The sequence below is a fragment of the Nostocoides sp. genome, from assembly GCF_037045025.1.
Taxonomy (GTDB): Bacteria; Actinomycetota; Actinomycetes; order Actinomycetales; family Dermatophilaceae; genus Nostocoides_A.
The window spans coordinates 670653-692142 of the sequence record NZ_JBAOHM010000015.1 but is presented as its reverse complement, the minus strand read 5'-3'; the positions used below and the strand labels follow the sequence as shown (position 1 = coordinate 692142).

The following is a 21490-nucleotide window of genomic DNA, read 5'->3' as shown; positions in this document are numbered from 1 at the left end:
GCAATTATACGTCCGGCGTTGAATGACGCGCCGACGTCTGTGCGTTTGCCACCCCTGACGAGGACGTCGTCATCACTCAGCGGGGCGTTCCTCGATGGCTGGTGAGTGCCTTTCAGGGAAAGCGCGCACCTCCCGCCTTGAGCAGGATGGGTACTACACGCCGCCGTCGTCAGCGCCCGCTCCGTGGCCGAACCACCCGTCAGGCCATCACTACTTTGGTCTCGCGGTGGTCGACCCCGTCTAATGCGGGTGACGCCTGTCCGGCACGTTTCCGGGGCTAGGCTCGGCCCGGGGCTCGGCCCGGGGCTCGGCACGAGCGACGAGGAGCGAGATGTCCAGGTTCAATATCAGCAAGAAGCAGCCGGCCGTCTATCAGCGGCTCGCGGATTTCAGCGGGGCGGCGGAGGAGGCGGCGAAGGCGGCAGGTCTGGACCCGAAACTGGTCGAGTTGGTCAAGATCCGGGTCTCCCAGCTCAACGGCTGCGCCTTCTGTCTGCGGATGCACACCCGCGATGCCCTCAAGCTTGGTGAGACGAGCGACCGGCTGGCGGTGCTGGCGGCCTGGTGGGAGTCGCAGTACTTCGCGCCCGCAGAACAGGCGGCGCTCGCGCTGGCGGAGCAGAGCACTCGCCTCACCGTGCCCGAGCCGGAGGTGGACGCCAGCGCCCTGACCGACGAGCAGATCGCGGCCGTCACGTGGCTGGCCGTCGTGATGAACGCGTGGAACCGGGTGGCAATCCGCAGCGGCTACCCCGTCGGCCCCTAACGCAAGGCCAAGGTCTCACCCGGGAAGATCGCCAACCGGGCGAGTGCGCGGACGCCGTCGCTATCGGGCAGAGCACCGCGGCGCAGGCCAGGGAAGCCGGCCGCGAACAGGTCCAGCAGCCGGGTGGCATGGCCCACGGCATACCGAAGGTCGGGGAACCCGGTGACGCGCCAGCCCGCCGCGGTGAGCAGCCGCGCCACCTCATCGCCCAGGGCGCCCCATTCGTACTGCGGAATCCCTTGCGCAGCAAGCTGATCGGTGCTTGGTCGCCAGTCCGCGGCGAGCAACAGGAGGGTGACCGCGCGGACATCCCGGTCGATGGCGTCCTTGGCATCCGTCAGTCCGGACGCGACACTCCGGGCAAGGACGGCTGGGTCCTTGACCGCCTGACGACCCGTGGGGGCAAGGACCAAAGCCCCCTTGTGGCGTCGGATCAGTCCGATCCGCGTGCTCTCCTCCCGCAGCATCATCAGCTCGGGCGTGTGTTGCTCACGGTTGCCCTTGCCCACCGGCGAGGCCAGCCCGCTCTCATGCCAGATCCGCTCGCACGCGGACGGTGCCATCCACCCCGCCGGGGTCAGCGGTATGCCGTCCGCTCCCGCCGCGTCGAGCATCGCCTGCCAGGGGCGCAGCGCCTGCGCCATCTCGTCAGCGGTGGGTCGGGGCCCCGGGGGCGCGGCCGCTTGGACCAGGCTGACGAGCTCTCCGGCAGCGTCTGGGTCCGCGTCGTTGATCAGGCGCTCCAGGGTGGGGTGCAGAGGTGGCAGGTCGCCGAGCGCGAAGAGGCCGGCAAGTGCCTCATTCGTGGCGTCGATGTCGAAAGCGTCGGGGGCAACGTCCTCGGGCAACCAGTCGGCAAAGTGCTCCAGGTCGCCGGTGAGAGCGCTGGGATCGGGGTTGGCGCGCAGGGCGTCGGCAAGTTCGTTCCAGATCCAGATGCCGCCCACGTCCTCGGGCGGACCCGCGTTGCGGCCGTCACGGCACACGGCAGCCGGGTCGGATTCTGTTGCGGGGCGCAACTTTTCGAGCTTGAGACGGTGGAGGAAGCTGTCACCGAAGTCGTAGGTGTAGCTGATCTTGGCGCCGCGCTGGGGCAGGACCTGATCGAGGCGGGCCTCCCACTCGGCCGTGCCGGGCTGGCCCGCCTCCGCGTCGAAATCGGTGAGGAAGTCGCGCGCCCCGTGTGAGCGAGGGCCGGGCAGGGTGAACCGGTGCAGGTGGCCGTCCTCCCACCCGAACGCGAGCTGGAGGATGTCGTGAACTTCGTCGAGCGTCAGCTCGCCGCGCAGGTCGAGGCGGCGCCAGATCGGCGGCTTCGCGCCGTCGATGTCGACCCGAACTGTGAGGATCTGCGGCTGCGTCGGCGGCTCGGGCAACTCGATCCGGGCTTCGTCCAGTTCCGCCATGTCCTCGGCTGCCAGCCCGTCGGCCGCCGGGTCCGGCAGTCCGGACCCAGACATCGTGTCCCGATAGAACGCCCCCCACGCCGCCTGCGGGTTGTCGCTCGAGGCGATGTGCGCGGCGAGTTGGTGGATCGCTCGCTGCATCGGGTCGTTGGGGTCGGGTTTGCCGCGTTTGGGGGCCATAAGCCCAGTCAACCAGGGCCGGCGCGGCTTGGGGAACCGGTCAGCCGCGACCAGCCCAGCGGAACAGGTGCACCGGGCGGCCACTGCCATACAGCGGCCGCCGATCCCACCGCTTGCAGCATGCCTGGCCGACCCCGCGGGTCCGGCGCCGGGCCTGGGAGTCGGTCCAGCGCGCGCGGTGAGCGGAACGTCCCGGCGTCCGCCGGCCGCTGCGACATGCCGCGCGAAATGTGGTGCTGCTCAACGGGACCGGCGTCGGGGAGGCGGAGCCGGGGCTGCTCCTCGCCCTGGCACAGTTCGGTGATGCGTCGTGCGTCGTGCTGGGCCAGGATCGGCGCGGGCAGGAGCTGGACCGGCCGATGGGGCCGGCGGCGCTGCGCGCGGCACGTCGTGGCATCCGCCTGGCTCGGGAGCTGCGCCTGCCGCTTGTGACGATCATCGTCACTGGGCCGAGCAGCTCGCCGACCTCACGCTCACCGAGGGCATGTCGACCTACATCCTCGGCAATGACGATCCCCGCGCCATCGCCACCTTCGCCCGGGAGGTCGCGCCCGCGGTCCGCGAGCGGGTCGAGGCTGAGCGAGCCCGTATGGCTGCCACCCTCGCTGCACCGGACAACTCACCGGATTCTGTTGCTGTCCAGCCCAACCCATCTCACGAGGCGGCCGGGGTCGGGGAGGGGAGCGGGCGGCATACTCCCTGCCGGAGCGCGGCTATACCGCGCACGAGGAGGCGACGGCGCAACACCTGGTCGACGTCCACGACCACTTGCGCGCCGAGCTCACTCAGGTGCGCGACATTGTCAGTCAAGTGCGTTCTGGCGCAACGGATGCGGGGCGTGCGCGGTCGGTGATCAATTCGATGACCATGCGGCAGAACAGCTGGACACTCGGGGCCTATTGCGCGGCCTACTGCCGGGTCCTGACCGGGCACCACACTCTGGAGGGGCTCATCGTGCTCTCGACCTTCGTCACGCTCGCGTGCAGCGTGGTGCCGGGCCTGGTGGGGAAGGATGTCGTGGCCGCGCACACGCTGCCCGGCGTCCCCGGAGCAGGTGGGCGTCGTCCGCACCTACCGGTCGTGCGTCGTGCGCAGTTGCCCGAAGGAGGTCTTCGACGCCGGCGGCCGGCGGGTCGACACGGCATATCCAGGGAGCCTGGTTGCCCTGCCCGACGAGGGCACGGGCGCGACCTTCGCCTACGACCCGGCCGCGCCGACCCACGTCATCCCGTTGCGCGACTTCCGCTTCGGTCGTTCGCCTCGGGGGCACGGCATGCCTTCGTCCGGACGCCCGAACTCGACGCCGCCCTCCGCGGACGGTCGGTGCGCCGTCGGTAGGACTGGTGGTCTCTTGTCGGCGACGTGTCAGTGACCGGCCGGCAGGGTGAAGTAGACCGCCGGCACCACTGCTGTGAGCCACACCCCGTTGTCGCTGAGGAAGAAGGTGTGCCCTTCGTCCTCCATCGCGGCAGCGTTCACCCGGATGATGACCGGCCGACCGCGCCGGGCGCCGACGACGCGAGCCATCTCCTCATCTGGCGACAGGTGAACGTGGTTGCGGCGCATCGGGATCAGTCCGCTCTGCCGGATGCCGGGCAGCGCGGCTGCAACCGTCCCGTGGAAGAGCACAGCCGGTGGGGTGGTGGCGTGCAGGCCGAGGTCGACGTCGATGGTGTGCCCCTGGCTGGCGCGGATGCGAGTGCCGGTGGCATCGACGGCATACCGGCGTTTGTCGTTGCGCGCGACGACCTCGTCGAGGTCGGCCCGGGTGACCCGCATGCCGGAGGCGTTCAGCGCGGCCACGAGGGCGTCGATCGGGACCCAACCGCCGGCGTCGAGGGTCAGGCCGATCCGCTCGGGCTGGTGGCGCAGCACGCGCGAGAGCCGCTTCGACAGGCGTACCACCTGTTGCTTGTCCATCGCTTGCCCTTTCCGACCGTGGCCGGCCCCACATTAGGCGCGGAGCCGAGCGGCGGCGACCGATTTCCCGCTCGAGCGTGAACCTTTGCGAGACTGCGCAGATGCGGGTACTCGTCCTGTCCGACACCCACGCCCCGCGTCGGTGGAAGGGCATCCCCGAGGGGCTGCGCGGGCCGCTGGCGCGGGCGGACGTGATCCTGCACGCTGGCGACGTGTGCACGCCCGAGGCGCTGGACGACCTCGCAGCGTATGCGCCCGTGCATGTCGTGCTCGGCAACAACGACGGCCCCGCCGTCGCCGCGTGGGGCGCGCCCGAGACGCTGGAGCTGGTGCTGGCCGGCGTCCGGGTTGCGATGATTCACGACTCCGGCGCGCGCCAGGGCCGCGGCCGCCGGATGCGCCGCCGGTTCCCCGATGCGGACCTCGTCGTCTATGGGCACTCGCACATCCCGTATGACGGTGTCGACGACGGCCTGCATCTTTTCAATCCCGGCTCGCCCACCGACCGCCGCCGCCAGCCGGTCGGCACGTACGGCGAGTTCGACGTCGCCGACGGGCTCGTCGTCCGGCACGAGATCCTGCCGCTGCCGGGTTGAGCCGGGCGCACGGGCATACCGGATGAGTCAAGACCCGTATGCCGCCGCGCCCCGTCCGCTGGCAACCGCGGTTTGGCGTTCCGGCTCCGCGTGTAGCACACTAGGACGGCTCACGCGAGAGTGGCGGAACGGCAGACGCGCTGTCTTCAGGTGGCAGTGTCCTTACGGGCGTGGGGGTTCAAATCCCCCCTCTCGCACCAACGGGTAGTTCCCTGAACTACCTGTTTCGGTTTCCCGAAACTCCCGGCGGGAGTCGATCCGGCCGGGAGTTTCGTCGTTGTGGGGTCGCGGCGGCCGTCGTCGGCGTCTTTGGCGGCGATTCGGTCTGCTGTGGACCCGATTTCGGTGTCTATTGCCCATTTCTGGGCATGCTGGCGCCCACGCCTTGCGGAGGTGAGTGGCTCGTGCTGGCCCGGTCAGTCGGTCTGGCGCTTGCGCCGCCCGCGGGTGCGGGTCGCCTTCTCCAGGGGTCGGTCGTCGACGGGCTCGCCAAGGTGTGCCTGCCATGGCTCGGGCAGGCCGCGTCTGGTGTGCCAGGCGTGCAGGCTGACGAGGTTGTGCCCGATGAGGGTGAGCGCCAGCAGCATTCCGGTGGCGACGAGTCCGGTCATCCGGAAGAACCCACGGTTGAGGTTGAGGGACTGGTATCGGACGCCTCCGAAGAAGCCCTCGATGCGGCCGCGTCGGTTGTAGGACTTGGGCCCACCGGGTGGACTGCCACGGGTGGTGCTGCCGGTCGCGCTCGAGCAGGCTGTCCGGGATGGTCAGGGTCTTGCCGCAACCGCACTGCTCACCGGGGGTGCAGGTCGTGGTGGGGATGGTGTGCGGCATCCGCATCGACGCGGGGGTGTTGGGGCAGCGGACCTTGAAGGGATGCCCGTCGACCGCTGGGCCACGGAAGCGTTGCGTCCCCCGCTTCGTGTCGCGCTTGGCATGTAGAGACCGGGGCCTCGCTACGCCACGAAGCCACGCCAGTCGACCGGTGCGGTGCCGATTCGGCAACGACCTGTTGCCGAATCGGGCAGCAGATTGCTGCCCCAATTTGGCCACAATCAGCGGCCAACCGAAGAAGTGAGCTTCGACGGCGAGCAGGGGGGCGAACCAGCGCGTCCACCGTGACGAGCACGGCGCGCGCCGCATAGAGTTCTGGAACGGTGCCGGTCAACGACAAGCGTGCGGTCGGCGTGCGTCGTAGGAGGGTCCACTCTTGAACATGGCGAGGCACGGCAGGCTCGTCGCCCTGATCTGGGCTATCGCGGACGACGTGCTGCGCGACCTTTACGGGCTCATCCCAAACGAGAGTGTAGTTGGGGTCTGATCAGATCCTGATTTGACCGTGCAATCGCATGGGAATGATCGGCTTTGATCGTTTGAGTGTCCGTCGGGAGCGACTGGGTCCCCCGCTTTGCGTGGCAGGAGCGCTTTCCCAACGCTTTACGTGGGCAGGAGCGGGGGTCCCCACGCTCTGCCCGGGCGGATACCGCGTGGTGTTAAGAGCGCACGAGACGAGCGATTGCCTGGGACGCCTCGGCGAGCTTGGCTTCGGCTTCCGGCCCGCCCAGGGTGGCGGCGTCGAGCACGCAGTGGCGCAGGTGGTCATCGAGCAGGCCGAGGGCAACGCTCTCCAAGGCGCTGGTCAACGCCGAGATCTGGGTGAGGATGTCGATGCAGTATTGCTCCTCATCGACCATCCGGTGGATGCCGCGCGCTTGGCCCTCGATTCGCTTCAGGCGAGACAGATAGCGCGCCTTGTCGCCGATGTAGCCGTGCTGAGCCGGGTTGTCGCAGGCGCCGCAGGCCTCGGCCGAGCTGGCTTCCTTCGATCTAGGTTCGCCCGGGTTGGCTTCCTTCGAGTTGGTTTCTTTCGGTTTGGCTTCGCCCGGGTTGGCTTCTTTCGGGTTGGCGTCACCCGCGCCGGCTGCGCTCATTGCGGGGGCGCGCATGGCTGGCGCGCGCGTGGCTGGCGCGCTCGCCGCGTCAGGGGTGGTCTGGTCGAGCATGGGCACTCCTGGGTCAGCGGGTCTGGGTCTTCGGCCGGTCAGCGGGTCTGGGGCAGCGCGGCCGGTCAGCGGGTGGGGGAGAAGGAGCGCAGCCGCAGGCTGTTGCCGACGACGAAGACGCTGGAGAAGGCCATCGCCGCGCCGGCGATCATCGGGTTGAGCAGCCCGAGGGAGGCGAGCGGGATCGCGGCGACGTTGTACGCGAACGCCCAGAACAGGTTCCCCTTGATCGTTGCGAGCGTCCGGCGAGAGAGACGGATGGCGTCCGCGGCGCTACGCAGATCGCCGCGCACAAGGGTCAGGTCGGATGCCTCGATCGCGACATCGGTGCCGGTGCCCATCGCCAGGCCGAGGTCGGCCTGAGCGAGCGCCGGGGCGTCGTTGACCCCGTCGCCGACCATGGCGACAACCTTGCCGTCGCGCTGCAGGCCCGCGACGACGTCGACCTTGTCCTGCGGCAAGACGTCGGCGATGACCTGCTCGATCCCGACCTCATCGGCGATCGTGCGCGCGACGCTCGCATTGTCGCCGGTGAGCAATACCGGGGTCAGGCCGAGGTCGCGGAAGCGGGCAATCGCCTCGGCGCTGGTCGGCTTGACCGTGTCGGCCACCACGAGGACCCCGCGCGCCCGGCCGTCCCAACCGGCCGTGATTGCGGTGCGACCAGCCCGCTCGGCGGCGGCCTTGTGCTCGGCCAGCTGCCGCGGCAGCGGCATCGACCAGTCGGCGAGCAGCGTCTCCCGGCCGACGACGACCAGGTGGCCCTCGACGACCCCCGAGACCCCCAGCCCCTCGAGGTTGGCGAAGTCCTCGACCGCGGGCAACCTCTCGGCCGGCCCCGTCTGATCCGTCTGTCGCGTCTGCTCCGTTTGCTCGGCCGCCGCCGCGGCAATCGCCTGCGCGATCGGGTGCTCCGAGGCCGCTTCAAGCGCTCCGGCCAGCCGCAGGAGCTCCTCTTCGGAGGTGCCGTCCGCGGCATACGCCTCGACCAAGCTCATCCGGCCGGTGGTGACGGTGCCGGTCTTGTCGAGGACGATCGTGTCGATCGTGCGGGTCGACTCGAGGACCTCCGGGCCCTTGATCAGGATGCCGAGTTGGGCGCCACGCCCGGTGCCGACGAGCAAAGCGGTGGGTGTGGCCAGGCCGAGGGCGCACGGACAGGCGATAATCAGCACGGCGACGGCAGCGGTGAACGCCATCGCCGCCGAGTGGCCGGTGAGCAGCCAGGCCAGCAGTGTCCCGATGGCGATGAGAATCACGATCGGGACGAAGACCCCGGCAATCCGGTCGGCGAGGCGCTGGACCTCGGCCTTGCCGGACTGGGCCGCTTCGACGAGCTTGGCCATCTGGGCGAGCTGGGTGTCGGCGCCGACGCGAGTGGCCCGCACGACCAGTCGGCCGCTGGTGTTGACGGTCGCCCCGGTCACGGCATCGCCCACGCGGACGTCGACCGGGACCGACTCGCCGGTGAGCATCGATACATCGACGGCGGAACTGCCGCTGGTGATGACCCCATCGGTGGCGACCTTTTCTCCCGGCCGGGCAACGAATTCATCCCCGACGGCAAGCTGTTCGACCGGGATGCGGACCTCGCGCCCTCCGCGCAGGGCGGTGACCTCCTTGGCGCCCAGCTCCAGCAAGGCCCGCAGGGCGGCCCCGGCCTGCCGCTTGGACCGCTTCTCGAAATAGCGCCCGGCGAGGATGAACATCGTCACTCCGGCGGCGACTTCAAGATAGATGTTGTCCAGGCCCTCGCTGGGCGAGACGGTGAACTCGAAGTGATGGGTCATCCCCGGCATACCGGCGTGGCCGAAGAACAGCGCGACGAGCGACCAGAGGAAGGCCGCTCCCGTGCCCAGCGAGATCAACGTGTCCATCGTCGCCGCGCCATGGCGCAGGTTGGTCCAGGCCGCCTTGTGGAACGGCCAGGCCGCCCAGACGATGACCGGGGCGGCCAAGGTGAGTGAGAGCCACTGCCAGTAGGTGAACTGCAGAGCCGGAACCATCGCCAAAAGGATGACCGGGACCGACAAGACGATCGACCCGATCAGGCGCTGGCGCAAGGCAATCAACTCATGGTCGACCTCGTCGGCGGGTTTGTCGGCCGAGGTCGCCACTGTGGGAGTGATCAGCGCGGCCGAATAGCCTGTCTTCTCGACCGTCTCGATGAGCGTCGCCGGGTCGAGCGCCTCGGGGACCGTGACCACGGCCTTTTCGGTGGCGTAGTTGACGCTCGCGCTCACGCCGTCGAGCTTGTTGAGCTTCTTTTCGATCCGCATGGCACACGAGGCACACGTCATCCCACCGATCTCGAACTCGTAGCTCGATTGCTGCGGGGGAGCGGTAACGGTGGTGCTCATTGGTGTCCTCGGGTATGCATGGAGTGGTCGGTCGGCGCTCCGGCGCGCTGCTGCCTGGGCGTGAGCGTGCCGGTCAGATCAGACCCGCTTGGCGTGGTATCCGGCTTCCTCCACGGCGGCGACGACGGCATCGTCGTCGAGTTCGTCGGTGGAGGTGACAACGAGGCGGGCCTCAGCGGCACTGACCTCGAGGGACTCGACGCCTTGGACCTGGCTGACTTCTTCGCGGACGGCCTGCTCGCAGTGTCCGCAGGTCATCCCGGTCACGGAGTACTCGGTCGTGGTCATGGAAATGCATCCCTTCTCTCAAATACCCCTACAGGGTATCGACACCTCCAACGATATACCTACTAGGGGTATTCCGCAACGGCCGTTACTAGTCCGAAGTTACGGCTGGTTGACGTGGCGAACCCCCTGCTGGGCAGGGGGTTCGCTGGTTTGGGTGTTGGTGGTTCTGTCTACTTGCCGTTGATGGTTAGGGGGATGGGGGCGTTTAGGAGGGCGAAGGTGTGGCGTTGGGTGGGGGGTGGGTTCGGCCAGGGTGGGCACGAGGGGTGTGGTGTGGTCGGTGCCGTAGCGCAGGTCGTTGCGGGTCAGGGTGGCGAGGTGTTTGAGCAGGGCCGGGAAGGACCGCACGGGCTGGTCGTGGTCGTCGGTGTGTCGGGAGGCTTTGCGGTCCGCGGCTGGGGAGCGGTGGGCGGGGGCGACCGGGTCGGCGGGTGTTGGCGGGTGTTCGTCGGTGTAGGTCAGGGGGGCTAGGGTGGCGCGTAGGTGCCAGGTCAGGTAGGCGGCGAGCATCACAATCAGGACGTGGGCGCGGACGCGGTCTTCGAGGCGGTGGTAGATCGGGCGCAGGTCGAGGTCGGTGGCTTTGATGCTGCGGAAGTCGCGTTCGACGTGGGCGAGGTTTTTGTAGGCCTGGACGATGCTGGCGGGGGTGAGGGTCTCGGCGGGCGTTGGGGTGCGTAGCACGTAGATGCCGTCGAGGGCGGCTTCGGCGGCGATCTGGCTGGTTTTGCGGGTGATCACCACGGTGGTGTCGGTGATGGTCAGGTCGAAGTGTTTGGCCATCGGGTATTTGTTGAGGAGTTTGCCGACCCGCAGGCCGATCGTGTCGGCGCCGGCTAGCCGGCCCTCGGCCACTGCTCGCTGGGTGGGGGCCAGGGCGGTTTCGGTGGCGGTGAGCAGGTCCTCGCGTTTGCGGGCGCGTTCGGTGGCCAGGAACGGGTTGCGGCAGGCGATCAGCCGTTCCCCGGGGTAGTCGGGGTGGCTGATTTCGGCCAGGTTGTGTTCATCGAACAGGGTTGGTTGAAGCGGGCCGCCCTCGGCGGCAAGGGTTTTGATCGCGGGGGCGCGCAGCGCGGTGATCCAGCCGAGGTCGGCTCGGGTGGCCGGGTCGGTGTTGGTGTGGCGGATCGCGGTGATCCGGGCGGTGGTGATCATGCCGCGGTCGCCGACCATGACCATCTCGGTGAGTTTGAAGGTGTCCCGCACCAGGGTGACGGCCTCGATGAACGCGGTGGGGTCGGCGGTGTTGCCGGGGAAGACCCGGATCGCGACCGGGCGACCGGCCGGATCGGTCAGCAGCCCGTACTCGATCTGGGTGCGGTTCTTCTTCCCGTCGCGGGAGTAGCCGCGCCGGGCCAGTGGGCAGTGGCTGCCTTCCATCCACGAGGACGATAGGTCGAACAGCGCCATCCGGGCGGGGTTGGCGTCGGCGGCCAGGTGGCGCCGGGCCAGCTGCTTCTCGATCGCGTCCTGGCGCCCGAGTAGCCAGTCCATCGCCGCGTAGACCTCGTCGGTGGAGGCACCGGCCAGGTCGAGGTCGACGCCCAGGGTGGTGTCGGCCCACCAGGAGATGGTCGCCAGCTTCGAGCCGGGTGCCAGCACTCGGGCGATGATCAGCCCCATCGCCAGGTCCCGGGCCCGCCCGGGCGGCCCGAGTAGCCCGGGTAGGCCCAGGGCCCGGGCTTGGGCCCACACCGCGGCCACATGCCCGTGCGGCAGGGAGCGGGTGATGGTGGCGGCCTGGTCGGCCGGGATGAACGCCTGCCCGGCCAGGCAGGCCCGGATCACCTCGATCAGCTCGGCCGGCAGGTGGGAGAGGTTCGCGACCGTCTCGTTGCGCACCTTGCCGTTCTCCCGCCAGGAACGCCGCAACAGGTGGGTCTCGTAGTCCCGGGCCACCCCGTCCTTACCAACATAGTGACGACGGTGCGTGGTCACATGAACCGCTCCACCACGTTTCGCCATACCGCCAAAATATCACACCGTGCCGGATCGATCGATCCACTTTAGTGACGACACACCGAGGGGTTAGAAGCCGCATCACTGCAGGTCAAAACGGGGATCAGCCCTCAAACCACTCGCAACTTCGGCTTAGTCGATAAGGCATGAAGATGTCACGCGGCAGCGAACGGTGCTCAACGCCGAGCCCTTCCGGACGGCCGCGGCGACGGAACTCGACAAACTGGCCTCCCCGTCGCCGCTTTCGCCGCGGGAGCGGGAGGTGGTGGCGCTCGTCGCCGAAGGCCTCTCGAACGCCGCCATCGCCGAACAATTCACCCTCTCTGAGCGCACGATCGAGAGCCACGTCAGCAGCATCCTGCGCAAGCTCGACCTCACCTCGCGCGTCGGCATCGCGACGTGGCACACCCGGGGCTGAGGCGGCTGCGGCGCCTGTCGTGGGAACTGGCAGCAGCCGGTCGACGTGGACGGATATGGGGTCTCCGTGCCCCGCTGCCGCGAACCGACACGCCCGTGGATTCGCCATTTCTCGAAAAGTCCGAACTTCAGATTGGTGCGGAACTGGCCAATTTCGAGAAATGGCACGGGGATTGGTGGTCGCCGGGACTGGCTCGCCACGTCCTGATGACCTACCGGGTCAACAGGCGCGCAGCTGCCGCAAGGTCGGCGTAAGGCCGGCGCGAGTGTCCAGAATTCCCGTCCATCCGTGCGGGGTCACGACGTACACATCCCCGGTGAACGCCGTGGTGTTCTGATTGCTGAACCACCAGGCGTTCATCCAGCGCCACTCCACCGCGGTGTCGACGACGCGACCGTCGCGGCATACGACGGTGAACAGGAAGCCGGTGATCGGGCCCCGGCGATCGCCCGTCCATTCTCGTTCGGGTGCGAGTTCTTCGGCGATGCGGCGCAGCCGATCGGAGAGGTCAAGATCCGGGTCGTCGGCCGGACGCGATGCTGGCGTGTCCGGGGGCATGACGTGGGTCCCGGTGACGTGCTGGCTCTCGAGGTCGACATGGGCGATGACGACGTCACCCAGACCGGCGTCGGAGGTGCGCAGGATGTCGGCGAGCGTGGCCGCGGGATCCTTTAAATCCCAAAGGAATTGGTGTCTCATGGGCAGCAAGTGTGCCGCGTTGCGATCCGGGCCTCCGGCGCTTATCCACAGGCCTGTGGATAAGCCTATGCGGCGTTGAGGCCATCGTGGTTGGCTGAGCTCACGCTATTTGCGCCAAACAATTTGGGAGACGAAATGGGTTACAGCACATCATATTTGGGGCGCCTCGACGTCCGCCCGCGGCTCAACCCGGAGGAAGTCGAGTGGCTGCGTGCCTTCCGGCGTACCCAACGCGCCTTCCATCCCGACGATCCGTATGCCGTGCCGATGAACCCATCCGCGGAACACGAGTCGTCGGCCATCGCCACGAAGCATACGGGTGGTGGATGGTCGTGGCCCAGCCGTGGCGCGTCGGGAGTGGGCCGGTGCGACTGGGAACCGTGCGTCGGGGGCCGGTGTCTGCACTGGTCCGACATCGAGAAGTCCAACTCAGCGGTCTACGAGCTGACCTACCTGATTAATCACTTCCTGCGGCCCGGCGCCTTCGCAAGCACAGACGGACGCGCGGACTTCGCCGCGTTCACCTTCGACCATCGCGTCGATGGCACCATCGCCGCCCTGCGCGGCGACACGCGTGAACTCTTCCTGATCGTCGCATCCGACAATGTCGTCACCACGCGCACGCTGGTCGCCGGCGACGTGCTGCCGTGGGGATGACCGTTCCCCGGTTCTTGTCGTCGGCAACTTTGCCCGGGCCACGGCATACGACCCGAAGTCAGCGCCACGTGGCAACGAGGCGGTCCAGGGTCATCTCCGCATCGCGACGGTCGTCGATCTCGCGGACGAACAGATCCGCCGTCTTGGTCAGAACGAGCGTGTATGGCCGTCCCGACCGCCGCGTCTTGTGCGTCACCGGGAGCTCGGCGGATTCGATCCGGCCGTGAATGTGGGCGCGCTTCGCTTCGGCGATGGGCCACTCGAAGCTGACCCGCTTGCGGTCAGTGAGGAAGCTCGCAAGGGTGTCGCACAGCGGGCAGTCGCAGCCTTGCGGTGGCGCGATGGACCAGTCGTCCAGGGTGCGGGGAGGCTGCTCCAGGCGCGCTCGCAACGTCTCTTGGGCGTATGCCGCGAGCTCGCACGCCTTCGCCGCCTCCTGGTCGGCCGTCGGCCAGCTGCTCGCGTCCTGCAGCGTCGCAACGACGGCGACGATCCCGGAGGGGCTACTTCGCAGGGTGTCGAGGATCTCGTCCCGGACCACGTGGGCGTCGGTCAGTGCTGCCGCGCGCAGTAGGCCCGCTACCGGCCGTCCGAGGTCGGACAGCACCCCGCGCCAGCGTCGGGTCGACGCAGCATCGAGCGCGGCCCGAAGCCGGGATCGCAGACCAGGCCAGGTGAGTTCGACCATCGAAGTGGCGATCGCGTTGGCGCGCAATGCGATCACCAGGTCCGGCAATGCCACCAGCCAGTCATCTCTCGTGCTGTGGTCGTAGCGAATCCGGTCGGCCCATTCGGTCAGCAGCGTCTGCAGCCAGGTCTCGCCATACCGATCGTGCACACGCTCCAACGGGCCGGCGTGCTCCGGCCGGAGGTCATCGATGGCAAAGGTTTCGAGCAGGGACTGCGCGAGTGGAGCGTCCTCGAGCCGGTCCGCGATGTCGAGGACATCGGCGAGTCCGGCCGTCCGGTCCTGCCCGAGGCTGCGTAGGTGCGCGCCCCAGCTCGACCGCACAGTCCCCAGATCAGCGGCGACGCTCTCCCGCTCGCCCCGCGACAGGCGTTCGCGCACATCACGTATCGCCCAACTCGTGGAGACCTCGGCACGCACCGCGAAGCGCAGGCGACGCGGCCAGACCACGACCGCCCCGCGGTGATACCACCGATCGATCGTGTTGCCGTAGTTGCCCATGTAGCCCTGATGATCGGAGTCGTACGGCGTGAGCGCGTGCGACGGCGTGAACGCGCACACCGCACGCGTATCGACGCGCAAGCCTGGTTCTTCGACACCCGTGGTCCATGGCGGGCGCCAATGGGTAATAAGGACCTCGGAATCGGCGAGCGAGTCGAGTTCGAGGTCGTCCTCTTCCTCGTCGTCGTAGTCGTCCTCATCCCACGAGTCGTCGTCCCAGCGGTTGCGATACCCACCCGAATCACCGCTGATCGCATTCCACGTCTCGTGCACATCGGTCAGGGCCAGCGCCACCTCACAGTCGGCGCGATCCGCAGCCTCGCGCAGCAACTCGACCGCCGCCACGTCACGCCCCTTGAGCCGCGTCCACGCCATCGCTCGCGGGGTGTAGTGGTGATCGAGGTGGTAGACGAGCAGGGTCGCCGGCTTCGGATCATCGCCGGACCAGCGTGCGATCAACGGGGATGTGAAGTGCCGGCGAAGGAGTGTGCTGGCGTCCGCGACCGGGCCGTGCGCATGCGTGGGCGCCTCCGTCCCGGCACGAAAGAGGTTGTAGGTCAAGGTGATTCGGTAGCCACTGTGCAGCGGAGTGACTTCGTGAACCAGGTCGCCATAGAGAGCGACGCCGCTCAGTTCGTGGCGGTGTCCGGCGTATGCCGTGGGTCCGTCAGCCGCGTGAACGATCAGATCGCCACCTTGGTGTGCGCTCGGCAGCGTGACGACGAGCGTGCCGACCATGTCGTCGCGCTTCTCCGAATCCTGGTGCGCGAGAAAGAATTGCCCCTTCTCATAAACGAGCAGGGAGTGCAGCTCGGCCGTGAGCGCGCAGCTCGGGCGCAAGCCGAGCGCCACCCGGCAGGACTCCATGATCTCCTCGAACCCGTGAGCCCATCCTGCGTGGACACCGCGTGTTGGCACCTGCCAGGTGTCCCGCACCGTGGCGTCGACGAGGGTCTCCTCCTGGCGTCCGTATGCCGCGGGGCTGGCCAACCGGATCAGCGCCTTGGCCTTGGCCGGGGTGACCGGAAGTGCGATGTCCCCGATGCCGTCGACGGTCAGGCGGAATCCCTCGGTGGGCAGGGCGACCGCGCCATGCCCACGCACTGGAGGTGTGGCGCCGCCAAGAAGCTGGGCCAGCTCATCTGGTGCGGAGAGGGCCATGTGCATCACCTTTCGAGCGAAGGGCCGGGATGGCCGGCTGTCATGTGCTGTCGTCGTCGTCGGCGTCGTGGTCGTCGTCGATCGCGCCGGAGAACATCGTCGCACCGGCCTGGACCTCCGGTGAACCGGTGGTTGCGATCGTCGTACGCCATCGCGGCAACGCCGGCGATCCGCGGTTCGACATTGAGGCGGTGCGCGCCCATAGAGCCCCCTGATTTACTGGCGCTATCAGCTTTAATGACTGAAAAAGCAGTCATTAAAGGAGCAGAGATGAAGCGGAACCCCGTTCGGGTGACCCGGGCCGCAGGGGACATTGGCGCGCAGTTGTCGGCCTGGCGCCGGATGCAGAGCCTCACCGCGGTGCAGGTCGCCGAGCGCGCCAACATCTCGCGGGACACCTTGCGGCGCCTCGAGCACGGGGACCCCGGGGTCTCGTGGGGCACCGTGCTCGCGGTGGCGCGCGCCCTGGGCGCACTCGACCGCGTCGTTGACGCCCTCGACCCGTTCCAGACCGACCTCGGCCGGGCCCGCGCCGCCGCAGCCTTGCCGAAGCGAGTTCGGCAGTGACCGCGATCCGGGTCCACGTCGACATCGCCGGGCACCCGGTGGCGGTGGGCACGGCATACGTCACCCTCGCGCGCGGCCGGGTGAGCACGACATTCGCCTACGACGCGGCATACCTGGCCGATCCGCGCAGCTATGACATCGAGCCGGGGCTGCCTCGGCACGCCGGACAGCACTATGTGGAGGGGCTGCCGGGGTGCTTTTCGGACTGCGCTCCGGACCGCTGGGGCGCAAGCTGATCGACAAGCGGCGCCGGGCGCTGCAGCGGCAGACCGATCAGCGGCTGCCCTCGGCAACCGACCTCGACTACCTCCTCGGCGTCAGCGACCTGACCCGTCAAGGCAACCTGCGGTTCGCCCAGGATGAGGGGCCGTTCCTGGCCCCGGGAACGGACGTGCCCAAGCTGGTTTCGCTGCCCCGGTTGCTCGGCGCTGCGGATGCTGTCGGTGACCGGAACGCCGGTGACGATCTCGCCGCGGTCAAGGCGCTGCTCGACGCGGGCTCGGGCTCGTTGGGCGGCGCCCGACCGAAGGCGTCGGTGCGCGGTGACAACGGGCAGTTGCTCATCGCCAAATTCCCCCACGCCGCCGATGACTGGGATGTCATGGCGTGGGAGCAAACCATGCTGGATCTGGCCGGCGCCGCCGGGCTGCGAGTCCCCACCTCGCGGCTGACGGTTGTCGGGTCCCGCACGGTGCTGCTTGTCGAGCGATTCGACCGTGACGCCGGTGATAGGCGGCGCGGGTACATCAGCGCCATGACCCTGCTCGGTGCTCGCGACGGCGACGACCGCGACTACGACGACATCGCCCAGCACCTCATCGAGTCCGGCTCAGCGGTCAACAGGGACCTCGCCGAGTTGTTCGCGCGGGTGGTCTTCAGCGTGGCCGTGCACAACACCGACGACCACTTGCGCAACCACGGACTCCTGCGCGCGCCGGGCGGTTGGACGTTGAGCCCCGTTTTCGACATCAACCCCCACCCGGATCTGCACCGTCCCCGAGCAACGAGCGTCCTCGGTGTCGTCTCTGCTGCCGAGGAGGTGGAGGCGATCATGGACTTCGCTGCCGTATGCCGTGTGCCGCCACCCCGGGCCCGCGAAAGGATCGATCGGGTGACGTCGGCGGTCGGGCAATGGCGTGCGGTTGCTGCTCGAAATGGCGTCGCCCGCGTCGATGACTTACGCGTTCTCGGCCACCTCACTGACCAAGGATCGTGTAGGTCATCGGTCGCTCTGACGACCAATGACCTACACGATCTCGGGCCGGGTCGATGGGTTTGCTGCCGCCGGCGAGGCGCTCGGTCTCACGGGGGCGCAGCGCGAGTTCAGCGGCGAGACCGGGGGTGTCGACGTCGGGTGGGCAGACGACGCTGACGGCGATGCCGAGCGGTTTGAGTTCTTGCCGCAGGGATTCGGACAGGCCGATGACGGCGAACTTGGACGCGGCATACGCGGTGTAGCCGTAGAGCCCGACGAACCCGGCGACGGACGCCACGTTGACGATGTGTCCGCCGCCCCCCGCTCCGCCATCCGCGGAAGGATCGCCTGCGTTGCCCACGTCGTCCCAAGGACGTTGATGTCGAGATGGCTGCGGAAGGTCCGTTCGTCCATGTCGACCAACTCGCCCGGCACGAAGATGCCTGCCGAGTTGACCAGAATGTCCGGCGGGCCGAGTTCCGCCGCAACGCGATCCATCGCGGCAAAGACGGCTTCCCGGTCGGCGACGTCGACCGAGATCGTCAGCGGGCGGCGACCATTGGCCTGCGCCGCAATTAGATCTGCCGCCGCCTCGAGCTTGGCGCGGTCGCGCGCGAGGATCGCGACCCGAACCCCGCGCTCAGCGAACGCGATCGCCGTGGCGAGCCCGATCCCGCTGCTGCCGCCGGTGACCACGACCGTGCGCCTGCCGAACTCGCTCATCCGCACCCCTAGCCGCCGGAGCAATCCAAGGACACGGCGATCGCCGCGCAAACTTCCCGCATTCGGTTGTCGGCGAGTCGGCCAAGACGCTCGAGAAGGAGCGAGGCCGGGACGGATTCCAGCGAGTCGGTTGCGACGACGCAGGCGCGCGGCACGGGGTCGACCTTCGGGTCCAGCTCGACCTCGCTGGGCAAGCCACGGTGAACCGTCGTGCATGGGGCCACCACAGCACGCCGACGTGCGCTCACGGCGCTCGAGCGGGAGAGCACGATCACCGGCCGGCGGCCAATTTCGGGGTGTTCGCACCACCAGGCCTCGGCGTGCTCCGGCGTCACGCCCGCTCCATGGCCCGGTGCCAGCTGGCGAGGTCGCCCCAGGCATCGGGGGTGTCCAGTGGGTTCTCGGCATACGCCCGGCCGTATGCCGCGTCGATCTCCGCGGACCGATGGGCAGCAAGGTAGGCCGTGAGTGCGGCCTCCACCAGCGAGGCGTCCGTGCGGTGGTCGCCGGCCTTGCGCGCCCGATCGAGCAAGTCCGCGTCAACCGTCGTGCTTAGTCGCGCTTTCATGCCACTAGTGTGGCACGACCGCCTGATGACGCCGCGGCCATTGACGCCGACGCAAGGCAAGCGCGATCGAGCTGACGGCACGATCCGTGGCGATGACGCCAGCGCGCAACACCGACCAAAGCGTCACCGATGTCTGTATGGCGGTCGGCTGCATCTTCGCGCCCTGGCCACCGCGGCATACCGCCGCACCCATCAGTGACAGTGCCTCCCGCAGCGGGCGGTGAGCCGGCTTGGGGCGTCGCGGCTCATGTCACAGGAACTGCGAGCGCAAGGCCTTCATCGAGACCATGAGTTGGAACTCGGCGAGGGGCGAGGCGATGAAGTCCCCGTTCCTGAGGTAGAAGTCGCGAGCCGTATCGTCACGCGCATGCACAAGGAGCGCCGCCGCGCCGACGGTCTGGCTCAGCTGCGCTGCGCGCTCGAGGGCGTTGCGCAGCAGACCCGCGCCGATGCCCTGCCCAGCCAGCGAGAGATCAACGGCGAGCCGGGCCAGCACGATGACCGGCAACGGATCGGGCCTGGTGCCCTTCTTCAGGGCCGACGGGACGCCCGTCAGTTCGACCCCACCCACGGAGATTGCGTAATAGCCGACGACGCGGTCATTCATCGTCGTGACATAGGTGACGGCGTTGTTGGCTCGGAGGTTCTCCCAGCCGTACTTGACCAACCACTCGTCCAACTCAGGTGCGCCAGAGCGGAATTCCTCCACCAGGTCTCGCGCGGACAGCTTCCGGGGTCGGCTAACGCCACCGCTCATTCGTCGTCGGTGAACGGATCAGGCCGCCGCTTCAGCTCCTGGAAGCGGGCCGTGGAGGCCAGTGGCTCGTCGATCGCTGCCGTGAATTCGTCCCACTGCTCGTCGGTCACGGCGAACCACCGCCGATCGGCAAGGATGCGCTCAGCGCGCACCACCGCACTGTCCAAGACGAAATCGGTGAGGGTCGAGTCGGTTACCGCGGCGGCGCGCCGAAGCAACTCAGCCTGCCTCGTTGTGGCGCGAAAGTTGATCTGCTGAGTCTTGGCGGATCGAACGGATGACGTGCTCACGCTCACCCCTCTCGTATAGCGGAATACTATACGAAACGAGGCGCCTCACGTTCCCCAGCCCGGCTCACCTTCGGCGGAAGTTCTTCACCACCAGAGGCTGGCGAGGTCGCCCCAGATGTCGAGCGGCTCGGCGAAGTCATAGTCAATCCGATCGCGCACCTTGCGCAGCCGGCGATGTCCTCGCGGTTCATTTCGACAGCCCAGGGCGCCCGGCGCGCCTGAGGCCGGCTCAGGGGACAACGAACCGCTCCGGGCACACGGTAACCGGGAAGGGCGACTGCACCGTGAGGGACTGCTCGCCGCTTGCGCGCCCGGCCTCGGCATACACCCCGTCGCGCAACTCCCACGTGATGATGCTCGGCTCGGCCGGATCGATCACCCAATAGGAGGGAGTGCCGGCGGACTCATAACGTGAGCGCTTGAGCAGAAGGTCGATCCGCCGCGTGCTGGGGGAGAGGATCTCGACGGCCAATAGTGGCGCTCCGGGCAGGTTGCGTTCGGTCAAGTCGGCCTGGCGAACGACCAAGAGGTCGGGTTGTAGCACCGTGTCGTCGGCCAGCACGACGTCGAACGGCGCCGCCAGAATCTCCAGGCCCGCCGTGAGGGCCTGGCTTAGGACCAGGCCCAACCGGAAGGATGCGCGTTGGTGGCGCAGCAAGGGAACCGGCGTCACGAGCAGGACACCGTCGATGAGTTCATAACGGTGCCCGTCGTCGGGCACCGCCTCCAGGTCCGTCCGCGTCAGCGGCCGGCTCCTGGGCAAGATCGTCACGGAAGTCAGCGTCCCTCACCTCGTCCGCGAGCGCCATCGGTCCATGCTGACACTCCGTGGGTGACGCCGCCCAAAGTTATCCACAGGCCGACGCAGGGTTCTCGGTCGCAGGTCTGGTCGCCTCCGGCTGTCGAGCACCCTCGACTTCCTCTGCAGCGGAGTTGCGTGCCCGCAACATCCTCACCATCGTTGTCATGTCCAGGACTCAGACGGCCAGGGCCGCAGCGGCACCCGTGGCGGGGGCCAGCACGAGGATCACGAACAGGATCGACGTCGCATAGAAGAGCAGGATCAGCGTGCCGAGATTCGACAGCGACTGCACGCCATACTTGCCGACCGCGAACGCCATCGCCCCGAAGGCACCGACCGGTGCCGCCTTCATGATGATGTTGAGGATCTTGAAAAAGACTGCGGTGAGCCGATGTATGCCGTCGAGGATCGGTTCGCCAACGCTCCCAACAAGATTCAAGGCGACGCCGAACATCACCGCTAGGAAGATGATCTGCAGGATGTCGACCTCGACGAACGGGGCGACGAAGCTCTCCGGGATGATGTGCGTCAGGAACTGCCACCACTGCTGAGACTGGCCAGACTCGATGTAGGACTGCGCCTTCTCCGTCGTCTGCAGCCCCGAGACATCGGCGTTCATGCCGTTGCCGAGCGGGAAGAGTGTGATGGCGAGCAGGCCGAAGGCCAACGCCACGATGGTGCCGACCTGGAAGTAGGCGATCGCCTTCAGACCGGTCAGGCCAACCTTCTTCAGATCCGCGACGCCGGCGATGCCGCCGACGATCGTCAAGAAGACGATGGGGCCGATGAGCATCCGCATCGCTGCCACGAACGTGGTACCGATCGGTTCCATCTCCGTGCCGATCGAGGGGGCCGACCAGCCGAGGATGATGCCGATGACGATGGCGGTGATCACCCAGAAGTACAACTGCCGATACCACGGCTTCTTCGCCTGCTGCTCAATCGCGTGCTGCGCAGGCATCCCGTTGGGCAGGCCGACGCCGCGGCCG

General features: G+C 68.1%; 24 protein-coding genes, 1 tRNA gene and 2 pseudogenes. 10 read left to right on the top strand and 17 right to left on the bottom strand.

Annotated elements, in window-relative coordinates; all coding sequences use genetic code 11:
• Positions 1–331 precede the first annotated feature (331 nt).
• Entirely contained in the window at positions 332–766 is a 435-nt protein-coding gene (locus V9G19_RS22445) for a carboxymuconolactone decarboxylase family protein (protein ID WP_462287592.1), read from the top strand.
• Here V9G19_RS22445 and V9G19_RS22440 read toward each other — a convergent pair.
• Positions 763–2352, bottom strand: a complete 1590-nt coding sequence (locus V9G19_RS22440; protein WP_462287591.1) for a plasmid pRiA4b ORF-3 family protein — start codon at positions 2350–2352, stop codon at positions 763–765. The two genes, V9G19_RS22445 and V9G19_RS22440, sit on opposite strands and share 4 nt — an antisense overlap.
• Before the next feature lie 1012 nt (positions 2353–3364).
• On the opposite strand from V9G19_RS22440, the gene V9G19_RS22435 reads away from it, so the two are divergent.
• Positions 3365–3724, top strand: coding sequence for a hypothetical protein (locus V9G19_RS22435; RefSeq protein WP_462287590.1), 360 nt, complete (start codon positions 3365–3367; stop codon positions 3722–3724).
• On the opposite strand, the gene V9G19_RS22430 is transcribed toward V9G19_RS22435, so the two are convergent.
• Complete coding sequence (locus V9G19_RS22430; RefSeq protein ID WP_462287589.1) at positions 3718–4272, bottom strand: RNA 2'-phosphotransferase; 555 nt, start codon at positions 4270–4272, stop codon at positions 3718–3720. The two genes, V9G19_RS22435 and V9G19_RS22430, sit on opposite strands and share 7 nt — an antisense overlap.
• A 101-nt stretch (positions 4273–4373) precedes the next feature.
• On the opposite strand from V9G19_RS22430, the gene V9G19_RS22425 reads away from it, so the two are divergent.
• Complete coding sequence (locus V9G19_RS22425) at positions 4374–4868, top strand: metallophosphoesterase family protein (RefSeq protein WP_462287588.1); 495 nt, start codon at positions 4374–4376, stop codon at positions 4866–4868.
• 114 nt (positions 4869–4982) lie between these two features.
• Positions 4983–5068 (top strand) — tRNA-Leu (locus V9G19_RS22420).
• A 216-nt stretch (positions 5069–5284) separates the two neighbouring features.
• Here the strand turns inward: V9G19_RS22420 and V9G19_RS22415 are convergent.
• From V9G19_RS22415 to V9G19_RS22395, 5 genes are all read right to left on the bottom strand, one after another.
• Positions 5285–5479: a hypothetical protein gene (locus V9G19_RS22415; RefSeq protein ID WP_462287587.1), complete on the bottom strand. Its 195-nt coding sequence runs from the start codon at positions 5477–5479 to the stop codon at positions 5285–5287.
• An 879-nt stretch (positions 5480–6358) separates the two neighbouring features.
• The gene (locus tag V9G19_RS22410) at positions 6359–6796 is read right to left on the bottom strand and encodes a metal-sensitive transcriptional regulator (RefSeq protein ID WP_462287616.1); all 438 of its coding nucleotides are present in this window, start codon (positions 6794–6796) and stop codon (positions 6359–6361) included.
• Between the two features lie 137 nt (positions 6797–6933).
• Positions 6934–9228, bottom strand: a complete 2295-nt coding sequence (locus tag V9G19_RS22405; RefSeq protein ID WP_462287426.1) for a heavy metal translocating P-type ATPase — start codon at positions 9226–9228, stop codon at positions 6934–6936.
• Positions 9229–9306: 78 nt separating this feature from the next.
• Positions 9307–9516 (bottom strand): heavy-metal-associated domain-containing protein, encoded by a 210-nt coding sequence (locus V9G19_RS22400; RefSeq protein WP_462287425.1) that lies wholly within the window; start codon positions 9514–9516, stop codon positions 9307–9309.
• Positions 9517–9615: 99 nt separating this feature from the next.
• The gene (locus tag V9G19_RS22395) at positions 9616–11454 is read right to left on the bottom strand and encodes an IS1634 family transposase (protein WP_462287586.1); all 1839 of its coding nucleotides are present in this window, start codon (positions 11452–11454) and stop codon (positions 9616–9618) included.
• 193 nt (positions 11455–11647) lie between these two features.
• Between V9G19_RS22395 and V9G19_RS22390 the strand changes: the two genes are divergently transcribed.
• Complete coding sequence (locus V9G19_RS22390) at positions 11648–11893, top strand: response regulator transcription factor (RefSeq protein ID WP_462287585.1); 246 nt, start codon at positions 11648–11650, stop codon at positions 11891–11893.
• Between the two features lie 219 nt (positions 11894–12112).
• Here the strand turns inward: V9G19_RS22390 and V9G19_RS22385 are convergent, their stop codons facing one another.
• Positions 12113–12592 carry a hypothetical protein gene (locus tag V9G19_RS22385; protein ID WP_462287584.1) on the bottom strand — a complete coding sequence of 160 codons (480 nt, stop codon included), beginning with the start codon at positions 12590–12592 and terminating at the stop codon, positions 12113–12115.
• A 135-nt stretch (positions 12593–12727) separates the two neighbouring features.
• Here V9G19_RS22385 and V9G19_RS22380 point away from each other — a divergent pair, with 135 nt between their 5' ends.
• Complete coding sequence (locus V9G19_RS22380; RefSeq protein ID WP_462287583.1) at positions 12728–13249, top strand: hypothetical protein; 522 nt, start codon at positions 12728–12730, stop codon at positions 13247–13249.
• Positions 13250–13307: 58 nt separating this feature from the next.
• On the opposite strand, the gene V9G19_RS22375 is transcribed toward V9G19_RS22380, so the two are convergent.
• Positions 13308–15599 carry a hypothetical protein gene (locus V9G19_RS22375; protein WP_462287582.1) on the bottom strand — a complete coding sequence of 764 codons (2292 nt, stop codon included), beginning with the start codon at positions 15597–15599 and terminating at the stop codon, positions 13308–13310.
• Between the two features lie 270 nt (positions 15600–15869).
• Here V9G19_RS22375 and V9G19_RS22370 point away from each other — a divergent pair, with 270 nt between their 5' ends.
• Genes V9G19_RS22370 through V9G19_RS22360 form a run of 3 tightly spaced genes read left to right on the top strand, consistent with a single transcriptional unit; the run spans position 15870 to position 17538 of the window.
• Complete coding sequence (locus V9G19_RS22370; protein ID WP_462287581.1) at positions 15870–16166, top strand: helix-turn-helix domain-containing protein; 297 nt, start codon at positions 15870–15872, stop codon at positions 16164–16166.
• A complete protein-coding gene (locus tag V9G19_RS22365; RefSeq protein ID WP_462287580.1) occupies positions 16163–16402 on the top strand; it encodes a HipA N-terminal domain-containing protein in 240 nt (79 codons plus the stop codon). Before V9G19_RS22370 ends, V9G19_RS22365 begins: the two co-directional genes overlap by 4 nt.
• Positions 16360–17538: a type II toxin-antitoxin system HipA family toxin gene (locus V9G19_RS22360; protein ID WP_462287579.1), complete on the top strand. Its 1179-nt coding sequence runs from the start codon at positions 16360–16362 to the stop codon at positions 17536–17538. Before V9G19_RS22365 ends, V9G19_RS22360 begins: the two co-directional genes overlap by 43 nt.
• Before the next feature lie 19 nt (positions 17539–17557).
• On the opposite strand, the pseudogene V9G19_RS22355 reads toward V9G19_RS22360, so the two are convergent.
• The 4 genes and pseudogenes from V9G19_RS22355 to V9G19_RS22340 all read right to left on the bottom strand — a co-directional run.
• Positions 17558–17659, bottom strand: a pseudogene (locus V9G19_RS22355) (SDR family NAD(P)-dependent oxidoreductase); the annotation flags it as partial.
• 86 nt (positions 17660–17745) lie between these two features.
• A pseudogene (locus tag V9G19_RS22350) lies at positions 17746–18084 on the bottom strand (SDR family NAD(P)-dependent oxidoreductase); the annotation flags it as partial.
• A gap of 8 nt (positions 18085–18092) precedes the next feature.
• Positions 18093–18419: a type II toxin-antitoxin system PemK/MazF family toxin gene (locus V9G19_RS22345; RefSeq protein WP_462287578.1), complete on the bottom strand. Its 327-nt coding sequence runs from the start codon at positions 18417–18419 to the stop codon at positions 18093–18095.
• Positions 18416–18652 carry an antitoxin MazE5 gene (locus V9G19_RS22340; RefSeq protein WP_462287577.1) on the bottom strand — a complete coding sequence of 79 codons (237 nt, stop codon included), beginning with the start codon at positions 18650–18652 and terminating at the stop codon, positions 18416–18418. The genes V9G19_RS22345 and V9G19_RS22340 overlap by 4 nt, the downstream gene beginning before the upstream one ends.
• 92 nt (positions 18653–18744) lie before the next feature.
• Between V9G19_RS22340 and V9G19_RS22335 the strand changes: the two genes are divergently transcribed.
• On the top strand, positions 18745–18876 hold the full coding sequence (locus V9G19_RS22335; RefSeq protein WP_462287576.1) for a hypothetical protein: 132 nt from the start codon (positions 18745–18747) through the stop codon (positions 18874–18876).
• 26 nt (positions 18877–18902) lie between these two features.
• On the opposite strand, the gene V9G19_RS22330 is transcribed toward V9G19_RS22335, so the two are convergent.
• From V9G19_RS22330 to V9G19_RS22315, 4 genes are all read right to left on the bottom strand, one after another.
• Positions 18903–19409 (bottom strand): GNAT family N-acetyltransferase, encoded by a 507-nt coding sequence (locus V9G19_RS22330; RefSeq protein ID WP_462287575.1) that lies wholly within the window; start codon positions 19407–19409, stop codon positions 18903–18905.
• Complete coding sequence (locus V9G19_RS22325; protein WP_462287574.1) at positions 19406–19699, bottom strand: type II toxin-antitoxin system TacA family antitoxin; 294 nt, start codon at positions 19697–19699, stop codon at positions 19406–19408. The genes V9G19_RS22330 and V9G19_RS22325 overlap by 4 nt, the downstream gene beginning before the upstream one ends.
• 229 nt (positions 19700–19928) lie before the next feature.
• Positions 19929–20471 carry a Uma2 family endonuclease gene (locus V9G19_RS22320; protein WP_462287573.1) on the bottom strand — a complete coding sequence of 181 codons (543 nt, stop codon included), beginning with the start codon at positions 20469–20471 and terminating at the stop codon, positions 19929–19931.
• Between the two features lie 205 nt (positions 20472–20676).
• The gene (locus V9G19_RS22315; RefSeq protein ID WP_462287572.1) at positions 20677–21462 is read right to left on the bottom strand and encodes a cation:dicarboxylate symporter family transporter; all 786 of its coding nucleotides are present in this window, start codon (positions 21460–21462) and stop codon (positions 20677–20679) included.
• Between the last annotated feature and the right edge of the window lie 28 nt (positions 21463–21490).